The organism is Variovorax soli, assembly GCF_031454625.1.
Lineage (GTDB): Bacteria > Pseudomonadota > Gammaproteobacteria > Burkholderiales > Burkholderiaceae_C > Variovorax > Variovorax soli_A.
The window spans coordinates 120,295-142,590 of record NZ_JAVDRF010000013.1; the positions used below are offsets into that span (position 1 = coordinate 120,295).

General features: G+C 65.2%; 25 protein-coding genes. 14 read left to right on the plus strand and 11 right to left on the minus strand.

The features are described 5' to 3' along the window. Nucleotides 1-76 precede the first annotated feature (76 nt). Complete coding sequence (locus J2739_RS23955) at nucleotides 77-289, plus strand: hypothetical protein (RefSeq protein ID WP_309906351.1); 213 nt, start codon at nucleotides 77-79, stop codon at nucleotides 287-289. Between the two features lie 186 nt (nucleotides 290-475). On the opposite strand, the gene J2739_RS23960 is transcribed toward J2739_RS23955, so the two are convergent. From J2739_RS23960 to J2739_RS23985, 6 genes are all read right to left on the minus strand, one after another. Next, nucleotides 476-886 carry a DUF302 domain-containing protein gene (locus J2739_RS23960; RefSeq protein ID WP_309906353.1) on the minus strand — a complete coding sequence of 137 codons (411 nt, stop codon included), beginning with the start codon at nucleotides 884-886 and terminating at the stop codon, nucleotides 476-478. 29 nt (nucleotides 887-915) lie between these two features. Beyond that, entirely contained in the window at nucleotides 916-2,934 is a 2,019-nt protein-coding gene (gene arsA, locus J2739_RS23965; RefSeq protein ID WP_309906355.1) for an arsenical pump-driving ATPase, read from the minus strand. Between the two features lie 156 nt (nucleotides 2,935-3,090). Next, on the minus strand, nucleotides 3,091-4,059 hold the full coding sequence (locus tag J2739_RS23970; protein ID WP_309906358.1) for an FAD:protein FMN transferase: 969 nt from the start codon (nucleotides 4,057-4,059) through the stop codon (nucleotides 3,091-3,093). Further along, nucleotides 4,040-6,253, minus strand: a complete 2,214-nt coding sequence (locus tag J2739_RS23975; protein WP_309906360.1) for a PepSY domain-containing protein — start codon at nucleotides 6,251-6,253, stop codon at nucleotides 4,040-4,042. The genes J2739_RS23970 and J2739_RS23975 overlap by 20 nt, the downstream gene beginning before the upstream one ends. Before the next feature lie 15 nt (nucleotides 6,254-6,268). Beyond that, the gene (locus tag J2739_RS23980; protein ID WP_309906361.1) at nucleotides 6,269-6,736 is read right to left on the minus strand and encodes a DUF2271 domain-containing protein; all 468 of its coding nucleotides are present in this window, start codon (nucleotides 6,734-6,736) and stop codon (nucleotides 6,269-6,271) included. A 41-nt stretch (nucleotides 6,737-6,777) separates the two neighbouring features. After that, the gene (locus J2739_RS23985) at nucleotides 6,778-7,116 is read right to left on the minus strand and encodes a PepSY domain-containing protein (protein WP_405053940.1); all 339 of its coding nucleotides are present in this window, start codon (nucleotides 7,114-7,116) and stop codon (nucleotides 6,778-6,780) included. Between the two features lie 582 nt (nucleotides 7,117-7,698). On the opposite strand from J2739_RS23985, the gene J2739_RS23990 reads away from it, so the two are divergent. From J2739_RS23990 to J2739_RS24005, 4 genes are read left to right on the plus strand one after another with little or no spacing between them, the layout of a single operon-like run. After that, the gene (locus J2739_RS23990) at nucleotides 7,699-8,163 is read left to right on the plus strand and encodes a hypothetical protein (RefSeq protein WP_309906366.1); all 465 of its coding nucleotides are present in this window, start codon (nucleotides 7,699-7,701) and stop codon (nucleotides 8,161-8,163) included. Nucleotides 8,164-8,180: 17 nt separating this feature from the next. Beyond that, on the plus strand, nucleotides 8,181-8,648 hold the full coding sequence (locus tag J2739_RS23995; RefSeq protein ID WP_309906368.1) for a hemerythrin domain-containing protein: 468 nt from the start codon (nucleotides 8,181-8,183) through the stop codon (nucleotides 8,646-8,648). An 11-nt stretch (nucleotides 8,649-8,659) separates the two neighbouring features. Then, the gene (locus J2739_RS24000) at nucleotides 8,660-9,265 is read left to right on the plus strand and encodes a hypothetical protein (protein WP_309906370.1); all 606 of its coding nucleotides are present in this window, start codon (nucleotides 8,660-8,662) and stop codon (nucleotides 9,263-9,265) included. Nucleotides 9,266-9,313: 48 nt separating this feature from the next. Next, nucleotides 9,314-9,967, plus strand: a complete 654-nt coding sequence (locus tag J2739_RS24005; RefSeq protein WP_309906372.1) for a Crp/Fnr family transcriptional regulator — start codon at nucleotides 9,314-9,316, stop codon at nucleotides 9,965-9,967. 162 nt (nucleotides 9,968-10,129) lie between these two features. Here the strand turns inward: J2739_RS24005 and J2739_RS24010 are convergent, their stop codons facing one another. Then, nucleotides 10,130-10,975 carry a class I SAM-dependent methyltransferase gene (locus J2739_RS24010; RefSeq protein WP_309906374.1) on the minus strand — a complete coding sequence of 282 codons (846 nt, stop codon included), beginning with the start codon at nucleotides 10,973-10,975 and terminating at the stop codon, nucleotides 10,130-10,132. Between the two features lie 231 nt (nucleotides 10,976-11,206). Between J2739_RS24010 and J2739_RS24015 the strand changes: the two genes are divergently transcribed. The 8 genes from J2739_RS24015 to J2739_RS24050 all read left to right on the plus strand — a co-directional run bounded on the left by J2739_RS24015 (nucleotide 11,207) and on the right by J2739_RS24050 (nucleotide 17,920). Next, entirely contained in the window at nucleotides 11,207-12,061 is an 855-nt protein-coding gene (locus J2739_RS24015) for a restriction endonuclease (protein ID WP_309906376.1), read from the plus strand. 204 nt (nucleotides 12,062-12,265) lie between these two features. Then, nucleotides 12,266-12,370, plus strand: a complete 105-nt coding sequence (locus J2739_RS24020; RefSeq protein ID WP_309906480.1) for an excalibur calcium-binding domain-containing protein — start codon at nucleotides 12,266-12,268, stop codon at nucleotides 12,368-12,370. A gap of 314 nt (nucleotides 12,371-12,684) precedes the next feature. Continuing rightward, on the plus strand, nucleotides 12,685-13,698 hold the full coding sequence (locus tag J2739_RS24025; RefSeq protein ID WP_309906379.1) for a nucleotidyltransferase domain-containing protein: 1,014 nt from the start codon (nucleotides 12,685-12,687) through the stop codon (nucleotides 13,696-13,698). Next, entirely contained in the window at nucleotides 13,695-15,431 is a 1,737-nt protein-coding gene (locus J2739_RS24030; protein WP_309906381.1) for a ThiF family adenylyltransferase, read from the plus strand. The genes J2739_RS24025 and J2739_RS24030 overlap by 4 nt, the downstream gene beginning before the upstream one ends. Next, nucleotides 15,428-15,931 (plus strand): Mov34/MPN/PAD-1 family protein, encoded by a 504-nt coding sequence (locus tag J2739_RS24035; protein ID WP_309906383.1) that lies wholly within the window; start codon nucleotides 15,428-15,430, stop codon nucleotides 15,929-15,931. Before J2739_RS24030 ends, J2739_RS24035 begins: the two co-directional genes overlap by 4 nt. Next, nucleotides 15,903-17,057, plus strand: a complete 1,155-nt coding sequence (locus J2739_RS24040) for an SAVED domain-containing protein (protein ID WP_309906385.1) — start codon at nucleotides 15,903-15,905, stop codon at nucleotides 17,055-17,057. Before J2739_RS24035 ends, J2739_RS24040 begins: the two co-directional genes overlap by 29 nt. A 358-nt stretch (nucleotides 17,058-17,415) precedes the next feature. Further along, complete coding sequence (locus tag J2739_RS24045) at nucleotides 17,416-17,655, plus strand: hypothetical protein (protein ID WP_309906387.1); 240 nt, start codon at nucleotides 17,416-17,418, stop codon at nucleotides 17,653-17,655. Between the two features lie 37 nt (nucleotides 17,656-17,692). Then, a complete protein-coding gene (locus tag J2739_RS24050) occupies nucleotides 17,693-17,920 on the plus strand; it encodes a helix-turn-helix domain-containing protein (RefSeq protein ID WP_309906388.1) in 228 nt (75 codons plus the stop codon). Nucleotides 17,921-18,020: 100 nt separating this feature from the next. Here the strand turns inward: J2739_RS24050 and J2739_RS24055 are convergent, their stop codons facing one another. Beyond that, a complete protein-coding gene (locus J2739_RS24055; RefSeq protein ID WP_309906390.1) occupies nucleotides 18,021-18,653 on the minus strand; it encodes a class I SAM-dependent methyltransferase in 633 nt (210 codons plus the stop codon). A gap of 156 nt (nucleotides 18,654-18,809) precedes the next feature. Here J2739_RS24055 and J2739_RS24060 point away from each other — a divergent pair, with 156 nt between their 5' ends. Then, a complete protein-coding gene (locus tag J2739_RS24060; protein WP_309906392.1) occupies nucleotides 18,810-19,631 on the plus strand; it encodes a septal ring lytic transglycosylase RlpA family protein in 822 nt (273 codons plus the stop codon). Between the two features lie 20 nt (nucleotides 19,632-19,651). Here the strand turns inward: J2739_RS24060 and J2739_RS24065 are convergent, their stop codons facing one another. The 3 genes from J2739_RS24065 to J2739_RS24075 all read right to left on the minus strand — a co-directional run bounded on the left by J2739_RS24065 (nucleotide 19,652) and on the right by J2739_RS24075 (nucleotide 22,202). Next, complete coding sequence (locus tag J2739_RS24065; RefSeq protein WP_309906394.1) at nucleotides 19,652-20,014, minus strand: hypothetical protein; 363 nt, start codon at nucleotides 20,012-20,014, stop codon at nucleotides 19,652-19,654. 312 nt (nucleotides 20,015-20,326) lie between these two features. Beyond that, nucleotides 20,327-21,775, minus strand: a complete 1,449-nt coding sequence (locus J2739_RS24070) for an NAD(P)/FAD-dependent oxidoreductase (RefSeq protein WP_309906396.1) — start codon at nucleotides 21,773-21,775, stop codon at nucleotides 20,327-20,329. Between the two features lie 19 nt (nucleotides 21,776-21,794). Next, nucleotides 21,795-22,202 carry a nuclear transport factor 2 family protein gene (locus tag J2739_RS24075; protein ID WP_309906399.1) on the minus strand — a complete coding sequence of 136 codons (408 nt, stop codon included), beginning with the start codon at nucleotides 22,200-22,202 and terminating at the stop codon, nucleotides 21,795-21,797. Between the last annotated feature and the right edge of the window lie 94 nt (nucleotides 22,203-22,296).

A 22,296-nucleotide genomic window follows, 5' to 3' on the forward strand; every position in this document is an offset into this window, starting at 1 on the left:
ACACTGAGGCGCAATGGTTCAACGCGCCTCCCCCTAGCGAGCGGTCACGTTTCTTGGCGTTACGCACGGACTTACCGTGGGTCAGCGGGTTCTTTGTCATGACGAGCATTTCGAAGGTGCTCGTCAGCTCAACGAGGCGAATCATCCGATTGCCGGGCTGCTGGTCGACTACTTAGACGGACGAGTGCGGGGGCAATCCGAGCTGTTCCTGTTGAGCTTGACTGATGAGCAGGCGCGCATCCAGAGCATGCAGGCGTGGTACGGCGCGAAGTATCGTATCGGCGGCTAGCGGGCCACAACCAGCCGTTCGCGAGCGACCGCAGTACGCGAGGCGATGCCAGGTTAGGCGCTCTCCCCGTAGAACGGCCGGCGTGTGAGCTGCACGACGCGCGACCTGGCGCGGTAGGGGTTTGCAATCAGGACGCCGGGCACGTCGGGCGCGAGCTCGACGCCGCCAACAACTCACGCATCGGCGTTAGGTCGCCTGTGTCGTCCTTCCACCGAGGGACTCGCAGGCACGGCGTAGGCGCTGTTCTGCCGCATCGGCCACGGTCTTGACCTCTGGCTTGCCGACCAGGTTGACCATGATCTGCGGGTCGAGGAACCCGACCACGACCCGGTCTGAGGCTTCCTGGCGAACAATCACGTTGCAGGGCAGCAGCAGGCCGATATCGGGCACGGCCTGTAGTGCCTGATGCGCAAGCGGGGGGTTGCAGGCTCCGAGGATGCGATACGGCGGCACGTCGACCCCGAGCTTCTCCTTCATCGCGCGCTGCACGTCGATGTCGCTCAGCACGCCGAAGCCCTCGGCTTTCAGGGCCGCGATGGTCTTGGCGAGAGCCTGGTCGAATGTGGTGTCGGTGAGCGTGGTGGTGAATCCGTACATGGGGACCTCCTTGGTGTGATGGGCAGGGCTCAGGCGTGGGTTGTTTCAGCGCGCGCGGGCTTGACGACCAGCTTGGACAACTCGGTGAATCCGATCGGCGGCACGGTCAGCCACGGCAGCGTGAACACGTGCTTGGCCAGGCCAGCGGCGATGCGCTCCATCTGCTTGCGTTCGCCCGCCAACCGCGCAGCCAGCAGCGGGTCGCGCGTGCCAGCCGCCAGCACGCTCTTGTTGAGCACCCAGGCATAGGGCTCGATGCTGGCGCGGCGAAGATCTTCCTGCAGCGCTGCGGCCTGAGACACGGGCGTAACCTCCGGCAGCGTCACCAGAATGATCCTGGTGTACGAAGCGTCCTGCAGCCTCATCAAGGGCGTAACGATCCGGGCAGCGCCATGCCCTTCGAACTCGCGCGTCATCTGTCGGTGGTAAGCGCCGGTCGCGTCCATCAACAACATGGAATGGCCGGTGGGTGCGGTGTCCAGCACGACAAAGGCGCTGCGACCTTCGCTGACCATGCGCGAGAACGCGTGGAAGACCGCGACCTCTTCGGTGCAGGGCGATTGCAGGTCTTCCAGCAGCAGCGCCTGCTCCGCCGCGTCGAGCCTGGGCGACTTGGCTGCCATGATCTTGTCGATGTAGCGCTGCGTCTCGACCTTCGGGTCGATGCGGCTCACAGTCAGTCCAGGCACGTCGCCGTTCAGCGTTCCCGCAAGGTGGGCGGCCGGATCGGTGGTGCTCAAGTGCACGGTCTTGCTGCGCTGGATCAGCCCCAGCGCAAGGGCCGCGGCGACCGTCGTCTTGCCGACGCCCCCCTTGCCCATCACCATGATCAGCCCATGCCCGGCGGCGGCCAGCTCGTCGGCCAGCGCGTCCAGGCCCTGAAGCTGTTCACTGGTCTCGACAACCGGAGTGGTATCCGGCGGGGTCGGGCCGGCACCAGCGGTCAGCAACGCGCGCAACGCAGGCAGGCCGACCATGTCGAAGGCCCGCAGCGGCACGCGGTCCTGCGGTAGTGCGCGAAGTGACGGTGGCATCGTGTTCAGCGCCTGCCGCCCCAGGTCCTCGATCGCGCAGGCCACTGCGTCGGTGCGATCACCGGCGCGGAACTCGCCGTTGATCGCGAGCCGCTGGTTGTTCAAGCCGAGTTCATGCAACTCGCCCGAGGTGTGCGCCGCTTCGGCGATGGCGCCCTTGTCGGGCCTCGTCACCAGGATCACGGTGGTCTTCGCAGGATCGCTCAAAGCGTCGAGCGCGGCCTTGAAGCGCACCTCCTGCATCTTCAAGCCCGAATGCGGCCCCAGGCAGGAGGCGCCACGATCGTTGCCATCCAGGAATCCGGTCCATGCCTTGGGAAGACTCAGCAACCGCAAGGTGTGCCCTGTCGGCGCTGTGTCGAAGACGATGTGGTCGTAGTGTTCGGAGGCGTCGGACAGGAGAGAAGAGAACTCGTCGAACGAGGCGATCTCTGTCGTGCAGGCACCGGACAGTTGCTCGCGCACGGTCGAGAGTTCTTCTGCGCTGGTGCCCGCTCCCATCTGCGCCAGCACGCGCTGGCGATACGACTCGGCTGCGGTGTCGGGGTCGATGTTCAGCACCGACAGGCCGGGCGCACCGGCCACGGACACGGGCGAGTTGCGAAGCTCGATGCCCAGCATCTCGTCGAGGTTCGACGCGGCCTCGGTGCTGACCAGAAGAACCTTCTTGCCGGAATCTGCGAGCGTCAACGCGGCAGCGGTCGACAGCGAAGTCTTGCCGACTCCGCCTTTGCCGGTGAAGAACAGGTGTCGGGTCGGGTGGTTCAGAAATCCGATGGGGCCGGGCTTCAGCCAAGCTCGCACTTCCTCGTGCGAGGGAATGCCGCCGCTGTGCACGATCTTGCCGTCGATGACCACGGCCGGCGTCGCGCGGATACCGTGGAGCTTGATCTCCTCCGGGTTCTCGACCTTCACGATCTCGACCTCAACCCCCACGGCTTCCGCGGCCCGTTCGATCATGCCGATGGTGCTGCGGCATTTGCTGCAACCGGATCCCAGAACTTCGATCTTCATCATCTCTCCTTACGATATGAGCGAGATCATTGAAACGCTTCACGGCCTCGGGCGTCCTCGACCTCAACGTTGCTAGGCCATGGAGATCGACTCCGTACGCCCACAGAATCGTTCCGCATGCTCGACAGGCGGGGGCCGCTTAGGTAAGCGGAGTACCTAAGCGCCGCCAAAGAAGCCGGTACCGGTTGCGCGAAGCCCGTCGCCGGCTCGTGCAACGAAGAACGCGTCGAGGCCAAGGCGCCGTGCGTGTTCGTGCCCAGCCTCTTCCCCGAGGACCATGAGCGCCGTCGCGTAGGCGTCCGCGTCGGCGCAGACCGGCGAGATGACTGTGACCGAAGCGAGGGTTCCCTGCAGAGGATGGCTGGTGCGCGGGTCCATCGTGTGCGAAACCCGTTTACCGTCAACCTTGATCCAGTGCCGGTAGTCGCCCGAGGTGGCGATTGCCGCGTCGCGCAGTTCGACCACACCCATCGCCGCGCGCCGCTCGTCCTCGGGGGCCTCGAGGGCGATCGCCCACGCCGAACCGTCCGGCTTGCCGCCTCGCGACCGCACCTCGCCGTCAATGCCGACCAGCCAGGAATCAATGCCGTGGCGGTCCAACACCCGAGCGAGTTCGTCGACGCCGAAGCCCTTGGCAATGCCACACAGGTCCAGGGCGACGGGCCCATGTTTGCGCGCCCGACTCCCCACCACATCGATCTCCAGCAGTTCGTCCACCGGAGGACAGGGGCGTGGCCCTGCAGGCACGTCCGGCGGACGCTGCGAGCCACTCGGTCCGAAGCCCCATGCGTCCACCAGATCGCCGACGCCGATGTTGAATGCGTTGCCGGTCTCGCGTCCGATTTCGATCGCGCGAACGAGCAGGGCCGCCAGGTTTGCCGATATGGAGACCCAATTGTCGGGCGCTGTCCGGTTCAATCGGGACAGGTCCGAATCGGCTTTCCAGTTGGACATCTGGTTGTCGACCGCGGTGACGCCACTCGCCAGCTCTGCAACGATCAAGCGCAGATTCGCTCCCGCCGGCGCGTGGAAGCGCGCGCTGTAGCGTGTGCCCATCGTGTCGCCGCTCGTGCTGCAGTCGTTCAGACGCAAGCCGGGCAACCACTCAATAGACGTCTTCGACATAGCGTCCTTGCGTCCTCAACTGCGCAACCGAGAGGCCGGTGCCTGCGAGGATGCCCTCCCAGGCAATCGCCACACCTTCTGCCATCATGCGACCGCCGCACACCATGACCTGCGCGCCATGCCCGATCAATTCGCGCAGCCGCTGCGCGTCGGCAACCAGCCGATCCTGGACATAGGACCGGTTGGTGGAGGATCGTGAGAATGCCGTCGTCAAGGAGCGCAGCCGGCGGTCGCCAACGAGGCCGTCGAGTTCTTCCCCGTAGAGGAATCCGTCCTCGGGGCTGCGCGCGCCGAAATACAAGTGCATCGCTCGCTGTGGCGCGTTGTGCCGAATGAAACCTATCAACGGGCCGATGCCGGTGCCTGCACCGATCAAGATCACCGGCGCGGCGCCTGCCGGGGGGCGGAAGCTTTCGTGCGGCCGTACGAACGCCTCGATCGTCGCTCCAGGCTGAAGATCGGTGAGATAGCCTGAGCAAACGCCGCCGAAGAGGCGGCGCACGCAGATCTCGACTACTCCGTCGGAGGCGGCGCTCACCAGTGAGTAGTAGCGCGGGGAGGCACCACCCGGGGGGACGACGCCCAGCAGGTCGCCGGTCTCGAACGTGGGCAACCTCGACAAGCCGAGCCTGGATCGCCATCCTTGCGCAGCCGCCGCTGGCACGAAGCGGAGAACGGCGGTCAGGGACTGAGGATCGGCGCCGTAGTCGGTGCGCGAGACGAGCTTCAGCGCGGTGGTGTGCGGCAGCAGCGGTGTGTAGTGGATGTCGAGCGCCACGCCGAGCGCATCGCCGAGCCGCTCGCACCATTGGAGGAATTCGGGTTCGGATTGCCGGTCCACCGTGCCCGGCTCGCGCAGCGCCTCCAACCCCTTGGCGGCGAGGGCCGCGTGCGCCTGTTGCGCATAACCGCAGAACTGCGGGAACTGCCGATCACCGAAGCCAAGCACGGCGAACGCCACGCCGGTTGATGCCGGCGTCCGGGCAAGCCTCGCCAGGAACTGGCGTGCGCTCTCGGGCGCCTCGCCGTCGCCATAGGTCGCTGTTAGGACGAGCAGGCGACGCGCATTGCGATAGCCGGCCGCGAAGTCGTTCATCGGTGCCGTGTGCACCCGCAGCCCGGCTTGTGTCAGCGCCGTATGCAGGGCCACGGCGAATCCCCAGGTCGTATTGGTTTCGCTGCCGACCAGCAGCTCGGTATCGGCGCCCTGGGCCGGGGCGTTGTTGGCCAGCCGCGGCAGTCCCTGGCGGCGGCGCAGCCAGAGCAGGAAGCCGGTCACGGCAAGCAAAGGCACCGTCACTGATGACGCGCCCAGCAGCAACCCGAGCCACCAGAGCCCATCGCCGGTGTGCAGCATGCGCACCGTCGCGTGCAGACGCTGCCAGCCGTCAAGCGTGCGGTAAGCGAGCCAAGTGCCGGTTGCAGGATCGATCGCGCCGGCGCCATCGGTGGTCTCCAGTTCGATGACATCGCTGGGATCGCCCGGGCTCGCGAGCTTCAGTTGCTGCAGCCGCGACACGTCGACGGCTCGCAGCGCCGGCATCCGAGCAAGCGCCACCGTCGTTGCGGCGCTCGGGCGCACGTCGAAGAAAGGATCAGTCCCGCCTCCCTCGGGCATCAGGCCGAAGGTCGCCAGCGACATGACCAGTCCGGTGGCGGCTGACAGCACGAGGCCAGCGAGCGCAACGCGCGAGGTCTCGTTGTGCAGCCGCTGCAGCGTGTTGCCGCGCACCGGGCCGGAAAGGTGCTTCCATCCCCCCATTCGCCGGGCGAGCAGTGTGAGGCCGCAGAGCACGATGAACAGCATGCAGGCGGCCGCAACGCCGGTGGCCACGCGGCCGGCGTCGTCGAGCAGGAGCTTGCGGTGCAGGTTCTTCACCCAACGCTGGACGGCCGAGGGCCGGTACGGCGCAACTGCATCGCCGCTGCCGGGGTCGATGATGGATGCCTGCTGCTCTTGGCCCACCAGGTGGTACGCGACGATCGTGCCCGAGGGCTGGCGCACCAGCGTCTCGACACCGGGCACGCGGGCGCTGACACGGCCGACGAGAGTTGCGACGTCGATGCCCGCTGTATCCCTTGCGCCCGCCTGCTCCAGCGTCGGAAACACCGAAAGCACCGACCCGGTCAGTGCGATCACGACGAGCAGCAGCGCAGCGATCAGGCCGGGGGTCGAATGGAGCTTGCGCAGCATCGCGCTCCTCGCCTCTCAAAGGATGTAGCGGAACGACTTGACGTAGCCGCGTCCAGTCACCGGTTTTGCAGCGCCCGCAGACGTGAGCGGAACCACCACTTCCGACGGGTTCTCCTTCATCTTCTCGACCGCGGTGTCGATGTGGATCTCATAGCCCGCGTCCAGCAGCGTGTCCGCCAGCTCGACCGTCACCCGCAAGGCCTTGCCAGCCCCAACGCTTGCGCCACTGATGCCATCGACTTTTGCCGTGCCGCCAGTTGCGCGGTACCAGTCGGGCAGGTGGCGCCAATACTTGGCCTTTGGCGCTGCGACCCACAGCGTGCGCTGGTAGCGGCCGGTGCGATCGCTGAGGTAGATGGCGAGATAGGCGCCGTCGCCGCCGTAGTCCTTCATCTGCGTCTCGAGCGTCACCTGACGCGCCGAGGCGATCGATGGGACCGCGAGCGCACCCGCGATCGCGGCAAGGGGCAATACAAGCTTCATTCGTGCACTCCTGAGGAAGTTCGCAGAAAGGGAAGAAGGGGTCAGCCAAGTCCGAGCGTCGAGCCCGGCGTGAGCAGGCCGGTGGGTGCACTATCAGGCGTCGGCGGGGGTGCTTCGCGTTGAGTTTGACGACCGCGGTCCCCGTGCTCGCGTTTGATGCTGATGACCTTCAGCGAGGCCGGGTCGACCTTGGCTTTGACGCGGCGGCCCTCGGCGTCATAACCTTTGATCTCGTAGCAGCCGTCGTCGATCTTGAGTCTTTCGACGCGCCAACCGTTGCGTTCGGCCAGGGCGCGAACGGCACTGCCCGACTGCCATGTTTCGGGCGGGGCGTCGCATTCCTTGCCCGCCCACGCGGGTTGGCCGGCGACCACGAGCATCGCGAGCGCAATGCTGCAGGGCACGGATGGACATTGCATAGATCGCAACCTGAAGTTTGATAGTCAGGGCACAGGATGCGCTTGAAGCATTAAGGAAGGCTTGCGATAACGCAAAGCGAGGCGTTTTATTTCATGAGACGCAGCGATCTCTAGGAGAAAGACGATTCGCACAGATCCGTAGGCCCACTCGGGGAGTTGCACGGTGGCGCAGATCGCCCGCTTTCTCAGCTTGCGCTAATGGCGCGCTCCCCCGCTCCGGGTGCTGTGCCAAACAATGCGGTCCCAGAGCAGGATCGGGAGCCCCAGGCATGGACGGCCGCCCATCACCAGATCGCGGGTTGAGGTGATCAAGTGCGTCAGAGCCGCCGGGCCTGCAAGTTGGGGCTGTCGATCAAGCGGATCACCGCTCAGCAACGTAGTACGGGCAGCGGGCGCAGTTCTTGATGAATCCTAAGAAAACGCGGCGTTCATTGAACGCAGGTTCGCCTGTCACATCAGACGCAGTAGGAAGGCGACAGGCGCCTCCATCAACGTGAAGGATTCGAGATGACTACGTTCAGTTGGCACAAGCTCACCGCAGCAGTGGCGGCAGCAGCCTTCGCGGCAGCGCTCGCCGGCACGACGCTGGCGCAAACCACCGCCCACAGCCACGACGCGGCCGCGCCGCACAAACTGACCCTCGACCAGGGCCGCAAATGGGCCACCGACGAGGCCCTGCGCAACGGCATGGTCCTGATTCGCGGGCTGGTCGAACCGCGCTTGAGCGACGCCCATGGCGGTAAGCTCGACGCGGCACAGTATCGCGACCTGGCTTCACAGGTCGAGACCAAGGTGGGCACGATCGTGGCCAACTGCAAGCTCGAGCCCAGGGCCGACGCAATGCTGCACTTGGTAATTGCCGATCTGCTCGAAGGCACCGACGCAATGTCCGGCAAGAACGCGAAGCTAAGTCCGGCGCAAGGTTTGGCCATGGTGGTCGTCGCCATCAACGAATACAGCGGCCATTTCGACCACCCCGGCTTCAAGCCGATCCGCAACGTTCACTGAAGCACAGGAGTTGAATCATGAAGTACGACATCCCCACACCGCTGCAGCAGGAGCACGAGCAACTGCACGAGCAGTTGAGGCAGGCGACGCGGGCCGGTGGCGAGGTCGGCGAACTGGCCAAAACCCTGGCAGGACTGATGCATCCGCACTTCGTCAAGGAAGACCGGATAGCCCTGCCGCCACTGGGCCTGCTGGTTGCGCTAACCCGCGGCGACGTAACGCCGGAGATGGCCGGCGTGCTCGAGCTGACCGACCAGCTCGAAGCCGAACTGCCGGGCATGCTGGCCGAACACCGCACCATCGTCGAGGCGCTGCAACGGCTGCGCGAAGCGGCGCAGCGTGCCGGTCGTAGCGAGATCGTCGAGTTCGCGCAGCAGCTGATGCAGCATGCGCGTACCGAGGAAGAGGTGATGTACCCGGCAGCGATTCTGGTCGGCCAGGTGGTGCGGCAGCGCCTTGGCCAGCCCGCGCCGGCGAAGGCGTGAGAGTCCCGGTCATGCGTACTCCCGCATTCTTCGACGCCGTGCCAGCCATCGTGGTCCATGACGCTCTAGCGCAAGCCCTGGGTGCGGCGGCGGACGGCGTCATCGAGTACCGGTACAGCGACGCGGTCAAACTCACCGGGCATTCCTGCCCGACGGTGGCCGGGGCCTATCTGATGACTCGCACTGCACTGGCTCGCCTCTACGCCGACGGGCCCCCTCGCCGCGGCGATGTGCGAGTGGAATTGCGACGGCAGCTCGACGAGGGCGTGGCCGGCGTGATCGGCAGCGTGGCTGGCCTGATCACGGGTGCGGCGAACGAGGGTGGCTTCAAGGGGCTCGCCGATCGCTTCACCCGGCAGGGGCAGCTGCGCTTCGGCGTGCCAATGGCCGGTGAGATCCGTTTCACCCGTGTGGACACCGGGCAGTCCGTCGAGCTGACCCATCACCCGCAGGCCGTACGGCGCCCGTCGGCGCTGAAGAGCCTGTTCCAGGAAGCGATGGCGCCGGCGGCGGACGCCGCGACGCGGCGGGCCTTCGCCGAGGGCTGGCAAGACTGGGTTCACGCGATGCTGATCGAGCATGCTGACGATCCAGTGCTGATCGAGCTGGTCGCCTGAATCGCCATGGCTCGCAGGGAGATCGCCCCCAAAGTCTTCCTGGCTGGCATGCCGCTGTTCAAGGAGCTCGACCCGGCGACGCTGGCCCGCTTGGCGGCGGGCACCACGCGACGAACGCTGAAGCGCGGTGAGACGCTGTTTCGCAAGGGTGACCCGGCGACGGGGATGTACCTTGTCGTGTACGGCGAGATCAAGCTGGTTTCAAGCACACCGATGCGCGGCGCACGGCTGTCAGGCATTGTCGGGCCCGGTCAGAGCTTCGGCGAACCGGTGATGTTCCTCGAGCGACCTGCGCTCGTCGAAGCGCAGGCCGCCAGCGAAACGCTCCTACTGCACCTGCCCAAGGAGGCGGTGTTCGCCGAAATCGAGCGCAGCCCGAAGTTCGCGCGCCGGATGATCGCTGGTCTCAGCAAGCGCATCGAAAGTCTGGTGCGCGAACTCGAGCGTCAGGCCATCGGCAGCGGCACCCACCGCTTCGTCGCCTACCTGCTGCGCCATCGCCGCGGCGAGCCGGGGCCGATCATGATCACCCTGCCGGCCGCCAAGGCGGAGATCGCCTCGCAGCTGAACCTCACACCCGAGCACTTCTCTCGCATCCTGCGCGAACTGGCTGATGCCGGGCTGCTGACACTTGAAGGCCGCAGAGTCACAGTGCCGGATGCGCAGGCGCTGGCCAGGCATCGCGGACGGCGCCCGACCTAGATGCGGATGTGAAGGGCTGATGACGTACACGGACGCGATACGACCCTGTGACTGCTTTGCGGCGCGCAATTCGACGTGTCGAATGACAGGAGCGGGTCCAAAGCGGAAGTAGCAGTTTCGCGAATGCGGACGTTCAACTCTCCTTCGCTTCTTCGTGGTGGGTTAGGTGGCCGCGGCGCCAATGCGCCAGCAGGCGGCAGAGAAGCGAACTTCGCTTGCCTGCACAAACGGCTCGAAGGCCGCGCGGACGGCTGCGATGACGCGCGCTCGCGTCGGCTCGTCCGCGTCCTGAAGCACCAGCCCGACCGGACCCAGGCGGCTGAAGTAGCCGACCAGCTCCTCCTCGGGCAAGGTGCAGGTGACATCGATCGATTGGAAATCGATGCCTCTCCAGCCGCTCGATTCGAGGATCGAAGCCACTCGCTGCCGATCCGCGAAGGCGAACTGCCCCGGCGCGCCCGGCTGCCGAGGGGGGAGGGTCAGCAGGGGTGCCGCGGCGCGTTCGGCCGTCGTCATGAACGGGTTTTCCGCGGCGCTGCGCCAGGCGATGGCGTGGAGCCTCGCATCCTTGCTTGCCGCCCGCCGCAAGTTCGCGAAGGCCAGGACCGGATCGTCGAAGAACATGACGCCGAAGCGCGAAACGATCATGTCGAAGCTCGCGGGCTCGAAGGCGTGGCGCTGCGCGTCGGCACAGACGAAGCTGGCCGGCAAGCCTTCGCGCTCGGCGCGCGCCCGTGCGAGGGCGATCATCGGCTCCGAGACGTCGACGCCGATGCAGCGGCCCGTAGCGCCGAGCCGCCGCGCGATGGCCAAGGTCGTGCCGCCGGTGCCGCAGCCGACGTCCAGCACGCGCTGCGCAGACGCGGCGTCGACCGCTTCGACGAGCTGGTCTTCGAAGGGCTTCAGCACGCCATCGAGCACCTGCTGTTCCTCGATCCAGGCGCGGCCTGCGCGTCCGTTCCAGAAGGCCGTCTGGTCGTTGCCGGGCGGGGGTGCTGTGGTGTCCATCGTCATCTTTCTTTGCTGGCCCAGGGGGTGAAAGCTGGACTGTGTAAGTTCAAGCGGACTTCAAGTCAAGGGCATGCGCATGAGACACCTTTGGCCCGCGCTTGCGGCAGATGTCACGAAATCACGCGCCTCCTTCCGAAGGATGATTCCCCATCGGAGCGCTTGCGACTAGAGTCCGGCGAGCCACGTCTGGCGCTACCCCAGAAAGAAGAACGAGGAGAAGAGAAGCGCATGCCGAGACGCAAGAAGTCGAGCCCGCTCGACGACATGATCGAGCTGGTGTCGATGCTGCCCTGGTGGGCGGGTGTCGCGATGGCGCCCATCTTCTACGTCCTCATGCATGGCTGGGCGCTGCGCGCCGCCGCCGAGATGACCACCAGGCCGCAGCTCGGCTCCGGCCTTTTCTATGCGCTGGCCTCTGTCGGCCAGTACCTGCTGCCCTTCGCTTGCCTCGCCGGCGCGGCCGTGTCCGCGTGGCGGCGCCACCAGAGAAAGACCCTTGCCGACAACGTGAGCACCGCGAAATCCGCGGACGTGCTCGAAGGCATGAGCTGGCGCGAGTTCGAGCTGCTCGTGGGTGAAGGCTTCAGGCGCAAGGGCTTCCAGGTCGAGGAGCTGGGCGGCGCGGGCGCCGATGGCGGAGTCGACCTCGTGCTGCGGAAGGGCAGCGAGAAGTACTTGGTGCAGTGCAAGCAATGGCGCGCGTACAAGGTCTCCGTGCAGGTGGTGCGGGAACTCTATGGGGTGATGGCTGCCAGCGGCGCTGCGGGCGGATTCGTGATGACCTCGGGGCGGTTCACGGCGGATGCGCGCGAGTTTGCGAAGGGGCGGAATGTCCAGTTGATGGATGGGGATGCGCTGTTTGGGCTGATTCGGGCGGTGCGTGGGGCGGGGCGCGATGTGCCGGCGCGCAGTGCTGAAGGCGGGACTCAAGATGTGCCGGAGGAGGCCCGTGCTGCAGCGATGGCGCCTGCATGTCCGCGATGCGCGGGGCAGATGGTGCGGAGGACTGCGCGCAAGGGGGCGAATGCGGGCGAGTCCTTCTGGGGGTGCGCAGCGTTTCCGAAATGCAGGGGTACTGCATGAAGACGGAGAAGTACGGCACATGACGAGGCTGATTGTTCTGGCGATCGTGTGCCTGATCGGTTGGAAGGCATACACGCACTTCGAGGATAAGCGTCAGGTCCTTAGCCGTTCCGCGCCCGAGCAGGCGTGGAGTCCGTCAGCGGAGAGCAAGCCTGCCGCAGTGAGCGCGTTGTTCAAGTGCGATGGCGGACGCGTTGCTCGCAGATGACCTCGTGTGCGGAGGCGACCTACTTTTTGAAAAACTGTCCTGGCGTGAAGATGGATGGGAACAATGATGGGGTGCCTTGTGAGCAGCAGTGGTGTCGGTGATGTCGGGTATGCAGCGTATGCCGCCTCTCATCGACAGAGTCTCACCGGCTACTTTCCATCGCCTTCCGGTCCTTCGCCAGGCACGCGGCGGCTGCGTTGCCATAAATTCATTGCAATCACGTCGCTGACGGATGCGGCTACCAGCCTGCGCCGAGCGCGGGAGGAGACGATCCCCCTAGTGGTGCCATCTGCCCTACCCTTGCGGTCGACGCGATTTTTTCCCGCAACTCTTGAAACGCTTGGTTTCGCCCCAAGGTGGCAGCGGGATGCCGCAAGGGCGGCATGAGAAGGCAAGAACAACCGTAGGAGAAGCCGTGCCGGCAGTGCAAAAGCAATTCGAAGAATTCCACAGTGCCATCTGTTTCGACGAGGAGGACGAGAAGGCCACCCTGCGCGAGAAGCGCGACACCATCGTCAAGGCGCTGAGAGCCAACCTCGGCGACGACGTGCCTTCGTTCACCAACTTCAACCAAGGTAGCTATTCCATGCATACCGGCGTGGTCCCGTTGGATGGAAACTTCGACATCGACGTCGGTCTCATCTTCGAATGCGATCAAGACAAATACCCCGACCCGGTGGTGCTGAAGAAGAAGGTGCGCGATGCCGCTGACACGAATTTCCGCACCGTCCTTGTCCGTCGCCCCTGCGTGACCGTGAACTACGTGAGCGGCGGCGAGACTCTCTATCACGTTGACTTGGCCATCTACACTCGGGACGCCAACGGCAAGCTCTGCTTGGCTAAGGGCAAGGAGAACTCGGCACCGGAGCACCGCATCTGGGAGGCCTCCGACCCAAAGGGGCTGACCCAGCGCATCTGCGGCACCTTCCAGGACTCGGACCAACAGGCGCAGTACCGCCGCTGCATCCGCTACCTGAAGCGCTGGCGCCATTGGCAGTTCGGGAGCGCGGGCGCCCCGCTCAGCATCGCACTAACCGTTGCGGCGTTGCATTGGTTTAAGCCGAACTTCGGCACATCGGGCAAACCCGTTGACCTGCTAGCGATGCTTGACTGGGTCGAGACGATGCTTGGCCAGTTCACCTACGAGTACCGCCAGGACGACGGCATGCACGAGCGCCTGAAGGTCATGCTGCCGGTGGAGCCGTTCACCGACCTAATGGCCAAGCGCACCGCCGCCCAGATGAAGATCTTCAAGGAGAAGCTCAAGTCGCTGCGCGACCACCTGCGCGACGCGTACAACGAGGAACTGCCCGAAGACGCCTGCAAGATTCTGAAAAAGCAGTTCGGCGACGACTTCAAGGTTCCCGAGAGGGCCGAGACGGCCAAGGCAGTCGCGCCGGCGGTCATCAGTACCGGAAACTCCGCTTGACGGATGCCGCCGCTACGCCGGTAGTCGACCCCACGAGGGTCGAAGCCGGCTTCGAGGCTGTCAGTGCAGCGTGCGCGTTGCGCGGCATCGCCGTCGCTCGGCTAGAGAGCTCGACGGCAAATACCTTGGGCGTCGAACTCACTGGCACGACGCGAAAGTGGCCGATCTACGTCGATTGCGCCGAAGAGCGCCTTCGTTTGCCCAAGGTATTCACGTACCCGCCGACGACGCTGCTGGCCCACGTCAGTTACCAGGGCGTTATCTGCATCGACGACGGCCAAGGCCTTTCACTCGACGCGACGAGGCCCGACGACATCGTCGCGCACACCGTCCTCAAGGCGTACGACCTGCTCGAAAAGTCTGCCGAGGACGCCGCGACGGGGTACGTCGAATTTTTTAACGAGCTCGAGGGCTACTGGCACAGCATGCCTGGGTCGCTGCGAGCCCGGGCCTACTTCGAAGTCGACGGCAAGGCGCGACTGCTCAAGGGATTCTCTAACCTCAGCTTGAAGAAGCCGTCGTGGTACTTCCTTGAGCGAAACGCCGAGGTACCGTGGGAGGTCAAGCACGATAAGCTAGGCGCGCATCGTGCGCTCTACGTCCACCTCGACACCATCGCGATGCCACCAGTCGATCCTGGCAAGGTGACGTTTGCGTTCATCGAGGATGTGCTACAGCAAATGTCACCTGAGCAGCAGGCTCTTTGGGATCAGTTGGTGGGCCCCTCGAAGAACTTCCCGAAGAGGCTGGCTTTGCTGGTGTCTGTACCGCGTCAAGCGGGTGGAAGTTCGCTAGTTGCCATTAGCTTTTCCGCGAATCGCGGCGTCGTCGACAAGAAGTCGGAGGTTACGCCGTTGACTTTGCGACGTCACACGATCAACTACATGCGCGAGCGCGGCGGCGCGTCACTTAATTTGTTCGCCAAGCATGTTGTCGTGCTAGGAGCTGGTGCGGTCGGGTGCGTGGTGGTGGATACGCTGGCGGCGGCAGGCGTTGGCAAGCTCACCGTGGTTGACCATGACGAGTACTCGGAGGACAACGTCTTTCGCCATGTCCTTGAGCCGCTATACATCGACATGGACAAGCCGCTGGGGCTGAAATTGGCGCTAGAGCGACGCTACCCAGGCCTGAGCATCACGCCAGTCACAACGAGTGCGCAGGAGTGGCTGAAAGCCGCCGACCTCAGCCGGTATGACGGCATCGTGCTGGCATTTGGCACCCCCTCCGTCGAGCGCTCGTTCTCGCGTGCACTGAAAGGCTCGCGCCATGACCTTCCGGTGGTCTTCACCTGGCTCGAAGCACTGGACCTGGGCGGTCACTCGGTGCTGGTGTGGACCAAGGGCGAGGGCTGCCTCGATTGCGCCTATCGCGACGACGAGGGGCTGCCGTCCCAGGCGTCGCGAACGTCATTCCTCGAGCCGAACCAACCGGTCACGCGCAACCTCACGGGATGTAGCGGTGCATTCGTCCCGTACGGTGCCATCCAGGCGCGGCGAACTGGCCTGTTGGCGGCCGAGCACATGCTATCGGCGATAACCGCAGTCGCTGCGGGAGAGGCACGGGAACCGTCCTACCGTTTTTGGGTTGGCGAAGGCAAAGCGGCCGTCGAGCACGGCCTGCGCACTACGCCCTGGTTCCAAGCAGCACGAACGACCCTCCCCGACGACGCGACGCGCCAGGTGTTTGGCCGTGCGTGCCGGCAATGCCGCTCGTCTGAGGAACCCGCGACGTGAGGCTCGTCTACCGCGTTACACCGCGCCAGCGCCTCATCGTCCTGGAGCACGCCTTGCAGCAGATGCAGGCGTTCGCACAGCATCGCTGGTGGCATTGCGAAGCCGGTGGTGTCCTGCTCGGAAGGCACCTCCTGGACTCGCATGATGTAGTCGTTGACGAGGTATCGACACCGCAGCACAGCGACCGCCGCAGTAGGTTCGGCTTCTTCCGGTCGTCGAAGCACGAGCAAGTCGCTCGCCAGAGATGGTCGCAGGAGAACAGCACGTCGGCATACCTCGGGCTTTGGCACACGCACCCCGAGCCCGACCCCACGCCGTCTGGCGTCGATCGGCGAGATTGGCAGCAAGCCGTAGCCGGCGATACCTACGAGGGTGAGCGCCTGTTTTTCCCTATCGTCGGTACGCACTGCATGCGCATTTGGACGTTGAGTCGCCGAGGCACGTTTCGGGAACTGAACTTGGAGAAGAAGAATGGCAACCAAGAAACCGGCGCCAGCTAAGGTGACCTCGAAATCGACGACCACGGTTAAGGTCACTCGGACCCAAGAACGCGCGCACATCCCTGTCGATGTTCGACGCGACTTGTGGGTGGCAGCTGCCGGCCGCTGCGAATTTCGTGGCTGCTGCAAGCCGGTGAACCGCGACTTCCTGACTAAGGCTCGGTGCAAGGTCGGTGAGTACGCCCACATCATTGCCGACAGCCCTGGTGGTGCTCGAGGCATCTTGGGGGAATCCGAGAGGCTCGCCGCTGACCCGAACAACCTCATGCTCGCATGCTTCGACTGCCACGCGCGCATCGACCGGGACGGCAAGAGCAACGAGTTCACGGCCGAACAGTTGCGGGCCATGAAGCGCGAACACGAGGCGCGCATCGAGCGCGTCTACTCGGCTACAGGTGTGGTAGAGAGCACTCCAATCATCATGTCGTTTCCGATTGGTGCCCATGTGCCCGTCATCGACGTGCGCAACATCCACTACGCGATGTTGACCAACAGCAACTTCAACCGCTTTCCGACAGCGGCCTACATCCACATCGACAAGAGCAACTTCCACCTGCAGGACAACGACCCCGATTTCTGGGCGAATGCACAGCGCGCGCTCACCCAGCAGTACGAGCAACGCGTACTTCCAGAGCTGACTTCCCGGGGTGGGGCTGCGCATCTGACCATCGCCGGTTTCGCTCCCATCCCGATGCTGATGAAGCTCGGCGCTCTCGTGGGGGACAAGACGCCTGCGACCATCTTGGACCTGCCAGGCGAGAAGTGGCTCTGGGACACCCGCGAAGCCTGTCCCGAGCCCGAGTACACCTACACGGTGCCGGCAACGCTCTCGCGGGAGGTGTCGGTGGTGGTAAGCATCTCCGGTAGGGCTAAGCATCCCGTCGGCCGCGATGTCGTTGAGTTCCAGGCTGTAGCGCCCGACCGCGGCATCATCCGCAAAGAAGTGCACCTGCAGCAGTTCCGCACTAGCTTCAACGCATTCTTGCAACTCCTTTTCGCTGCAGGAGGTCGCATCTTGCATATCCACCCGGCGACGCCGTTGGCGGCAAGTATCGAAATTGGCCGCCTGCTCCTGCCTAAGACCTTCGAAGAGGTCCACGTCTGGGAGTGGCAGGCTCCTGGGTGAAAGCAAGCTTTGCGATTGAAATAGCGAACCGGCCCCCGCTATGTAGAACAAGCGCGGGTCTCAATCACGGGCCGAGTGCGGCTGGGTGCGCGAATAGACCAATGGAGCCCGGCGCGACAGTCCGTCTCAGGGTTGCATCTTGATGAGCACGCCGGCGACAGCGCAGATCCGCTGCGCTGCAACGGTTAAGTGCATCGGCATGCTGGCGAACGGCAAGACTCCATCACACAGCAGACAGTTCTTTCGCCGAAGCAACTGACTGCAGCCAGTCTGTAGCGGAAGTCCAATCTGCCTCCTTTGTCCTGTTCCTCCGTCCGCCCTACATCTTCGTCTTGCTTCGAATGACCAACCAGCCCAATTGGGTGACCTCCTCAACGACAAGGCCAGGCAAAGGAAGACCGCCCAGCGGCTCCACGACAACCTGCATGGTTGCTATCAACAGCCCGGCCCTTACCAGAATGCTGATGTCCTCGAAAAGACGATCGTCCGTCAGGATCAAGGGCAGGGGCTGGAGGGCGATACGGCGCAACAGCGCAAGGGACGTCGCGCTCCTCATGTCTCATTGCCGTGCAGCATTGTCGGGTCGAGAAAATCCTGAATTGGGATATTCTAAAACAGGATGTACGTTCGCGCTCGTGTCGCGAGGCCTCCATCCAACCTATAAGAAGCTCTCCAGCCAGCTTGCCGAGGCTCGTGCCGCCGCTGGCCTCACGCAGGCGCAGGTTGCGCAGCGGCTGAAGCGGCCTCAATCATTTGTCTCGAAGTACGAGAACGGCGAGCGTCAGTTGGATGTTGTCGAGTTCATCGCCGTCTGCAAGGTCATCGGCATATCCGCGCCCGATCTGATCAATCGGCTCGCTTGAGCCGGCTTGGGGCCTGTGCTGGATAGCACGATCCCGTCCGGCCCTTCCAAGATCTCATTGAGAAGCGGCCGTAACGATCGCAAAGGCCCGTAGCGCGCCCCTAAGAGCAGCAGTACTCCACCGCCCAAAAGTACTCCCACTCCCAATACTGAACCCCGCCCCCATGCCGGGCCACTGCCCACACCACTTCCTCCCGCCCCGGAAAATTCTTCAACACCCGATGCGTGGACCCATCCGCCAGTCTGCGCACCTGGTACGTATTCCCTTCCTCATCCCTCTCCGAAATTTCCGTACTGCTCCCGGCCACGAACCGGTTGTCCAGAAACACCACCTTCGCCCCCGGCGCCAGCGCCGCATGAAAGCCCCGCAGGAAGGCATCGATGCGTGAGCGCGGGATGTGCGACCACCAGAAGCACGCGAAGCCCGCGTTGCACCGGGTCGCCAGCGGCGGCAGGCGATAGGCATCGCCCTCCACGAGCTGCACCTTCTCCGCCGGCACCCGGGTGCGGGCGATGCGCAGGCTCTGCGGTGCCGCATCGATGGCGACGACGCGTTCCGCGGCCGGCGCGTAGAACTGGGTCCAGTACCCGGTGCCGCAGGCGAGCTCCAGCACCGAGCGGCCCGCGAAGACGGTGGGCAGCCAGCTTTCGATCTGCCGCAGATCGGCCTGCCGCTCGGGCTTGAGGTAGACCTTGTCGTACTCGTTCGCCCGCGCCGCGTAGTAGTCCTGCATGGGCCATGGCCTCCGATGGGATGAGGAATGAGAATGAGCCGGACGGCCTGCTTGGCGGGCGACGTCCGCCAGGCAAATCGGAGATGTCCGACACCTCGCGCGCGGCGCGCGGCAGAAGCTACCGGTATTCGCATCATCCTCGCATGGGAGTCCACCATGATCCGAAAACTGGCATCAGGCCAATACCGCCTGTATTCGCGCAAGATCGATTCGAAGACAGGCCGACGCCGCAATCTCGGCACCTTTCGACACGCGCGCGCAGGCCGAGCAGCACGAGCGCGAGGTGCAGTACTTCAAGCGGCATGGCTGATCGCCGCGAGGCTCACTGCCATGTCGACGCTTCCGCGTTACTGGCGCATCGCTGCGCTCAAGGCCTGCATCGCATGCGCGGTCTCCGGCTGCGCGATCACCCCCGCGCCGCGCGACACGGTCGAACCAGGCGCCGTGAGGGACGTGCTTTCGTCGCCGGAGCCCGCGCCGAAGTCGCCGCAGTCGACCGCGCCAGCATCGGTGTCCAAACCATCTTCGGCAGCAAAGCCCGGCCTCGACCGCAGCAGCGGCAAGCAGGTTGGAAAGGCGTCGTTCTACGCCGACAAATTCGCGGGCCGGAAAATGGCGGATGGCACCCGCATGGACCCGCATGACGACAACGCTGCCAGCAAGACACTCCCCCTGGGGACCACGGCCAAGGTGACCAACCTGGAGACGGGGGACAGTGCGGTGGTCACCATCCAGGACCGGGGTCCGTACGTGAAGGACCGCATCATCGACCTCTCGCCCTCTACGGCGCGCAAGATCGGCATTTCGCGGCAAGACGGGCTGGCAGAGGTCGAAGTCACTCCATTGGCCATCCCTGAGAACGATGGCGCAAAGCCGGGCGGGCCGCGATCCGATGACAAGGGCTACAAGGCCTCAGGAAGACACTTGGACTCGCATGAAGATCTTGTGAACAAGCCCGTTCGAGACTTGGGACACTGACGACCCACTGCTTCAGCGCGTCAGGCGAGCGGGTCGGCTTCGGCGTACTCCCGGTCGAGCAGGGCGCCGGTCGCCTTGAACCAGCAGATGGAGTCGTGCGCGGCGACGACCGCCAGCTTGATCTGCTCGGATGCGGCCGGGTCGGCCAAGGCCGCCCACTTCGCGCTATCGGCCGCCTGCTCGAGCTCGAACACGGCCTCGCGTTGACCCGGTGCAGGCGCGCCCTCGACCGCAGTCCGCGTTTTCGCAAACTTCCGCCGAAACTCCGCAACGACCGCGGCGAGAACCGGGGACGCCATGCCGCCAGCCGCGAGTGCGGCTTCGGCCGCGGTCAATCGACTGTCGAGTTGGAGGCAGACCTGTTGCGCAATCGTGGTCGTCATGATGTCCCTTCCAGTCAGCGCGGCGGGTATGAAAAGCACCTCGATGGAGGGTGTGCGGGGTTCGGCCGCCAGGTGCTTCCGGCCGGGCGCCGCGCCGGACCGGTGCGTCATATTCTGGCTGGACGCCCGAGGGAGGGCAATTGGGTCAGGACCGGGTTCGGCACGTTGCCCGAGCAAGCGGACTGCCCAGCCGCAGCCCTCGTTCCATCTCGGTCTTCCGTGTGGCAGTGGCGTCCTTGCGCCGAAGCGCCATCCAGCCCCATCGCGTGATCTCGTGAAGTTGTGCCGGGCCCGGACCGAATCGTTGCGACGCTACTTCTCGTCCCGCCACCAGTACCACTTGTAGAGCACCCGCTGCCCCATTCGCCGGAACGGCGCGAAGGCCGGCGACTCGACCAAGCCCAGCACGTTCGGGAAGGGCAGGGGCGAGCGGTAGATCGGCAGCTCGAAGACCTCGCGCCCGGCATCCTGTCCCGTGAGGCGCTCGGCCAGCCGCTTGCCGGCCCAGGTCGAGAAAGAGACGCCGTTGCCGCCGTAGCCCACTGCGTACCAGATCTTCTTGTCGGGCTCGGGCTGCGTGATGCGCGGCATCATGTCGTGGCTCACGTCGACCCAGCCCCACCACGAGTAGTCGATCTGGATGCCGGCCAGCGGCGGGAACTTGCGCGCGATCGCGTCGGTGAGCAGCCTCAGGTGCACCGGGTCCTCGGCATCGGCGCCGCTGACCGAGCTGCGGCTGCCCAGCTGCAGCCGGTTGCCCTTGAGCAGCCGGTAGTAGAAGCGCAGCGTGCGCGTGTCGGTCAGGAAGGTGAGCGACCTGAAGTTGGTGGCGCGCAACTCGGCCTCCGTCAGCGGCCGCGTGACGACCGAGTTCGACAGGATCGGCATGATCTTGTTCTTGAGCAGCGGCGAGAGCGCCTGTCCGGTGTAGCCGCCCGTGCACACCGCCACGCGGCGCGCGCGCACGACCCCGCCGGGGGTGCGCAGGTGGTGCACGCCATCGATCGTGTGCCAGCCCTGCACCGGGCTCGAGGTGTGGACCTTCACGCCCAGCGCGCGCGCCTTGCGCATCAGGCCGAAAGTGAACTTGAGCGGATGAATGCCCACGCCCTCCGGCTCGAAGAGCGCGCCCGCGGCTTCGCGCTCGTCGCAGTAGTCGCGCCGCACTTCCTCGGCCGTGAGCATGCGCGTGCGGTAGCCGAACTGCTCGCGCATCACGCGTGACTCGGCTTCCAGGCCGGCGAGCTTCTCGGGCCGGTGTGCCAGGTAGAGATGGCCGCCGTCGTGGGCATCGCAGTCGATCTGCGTCGTGAGGTGCCGGAAGTTCTCGAAGCCGCTGCGGATCTCGGCATCGAGGCGCCGGGCCGTGTCCAGGCCCCAGCGCTGGATCCATTGCGAGCGCTTGAGCCGGCCGCTCGCGTTCTGGCCCTGGCCGCCGCTGCGGCTGGAGCAGCCCCAGGATGCCTGGTTGGCCTCCAGCACCGTGGCCTGGATGCCGTGCTCCTGCGCGAGGTACAGCGCGGTCGACATGCCGGTCGCGCCGGAGCCGATGATCGCCACGTCCACGTCGAGGTCGCGCACCACCGGCCCGTCGTCCTCGGGCGGCGTGCCCGCGCTGGCCACCCACCAGGTGGGCGCGTAGGCGCGCCCCGCCCCGGGATCGGGCGCCAGCAACGGGTCGTAGCGCGGGTCGTAGGGCTTGGGCGCGGGCGCGGCCCGGCCGGCGGTCGAGAACTGCGCGGTGCCTGCGGTGATCGTCATGGCGTTTCCTCGAAAGGCGCTACTTCGCCGCAGGCAGGTTCGGCCGTGCCTTGCGGAACACGTTCTTGAGCGCGATCTTGCCGTCCTTGAAGCTGAACACGTCGATGCCGTCGGTCTCGATGCGGCTGCCGTCGGCCGCGGTGCCGGTGAAGGTCCATTGCGAGGTGCCGAAATCACCCGCGACGAAGTGCCGGCCGTTGCGCCACTGCGCATCCGGCACCGTCTCCCAGGCCGCGGCAAAGGCCTTGCGCACCGCTGCCGCACCGCTGTGGCGGGTGCCGCAGGCGTCGGGGCCGGCGGCGGTCTGGAACACGCAGTCCTCGTGCATGAAGCCCATCAGGGCCTCGATGTCGTGGCGGTTCCAGGCCTCGCTGAAAGCCTCCAGGGTGGCGATGGTCACGGGGGCGGGCGATGCTGCTGCGGTCACGCGAAACTCCTGTCTTGTCGATGAGCGCAAGCGTAGGGAGCCGGCGCGCGCCGCGATAGGGCCAGTTGCAGGGATTCGATCGAGCCAGTGGCGG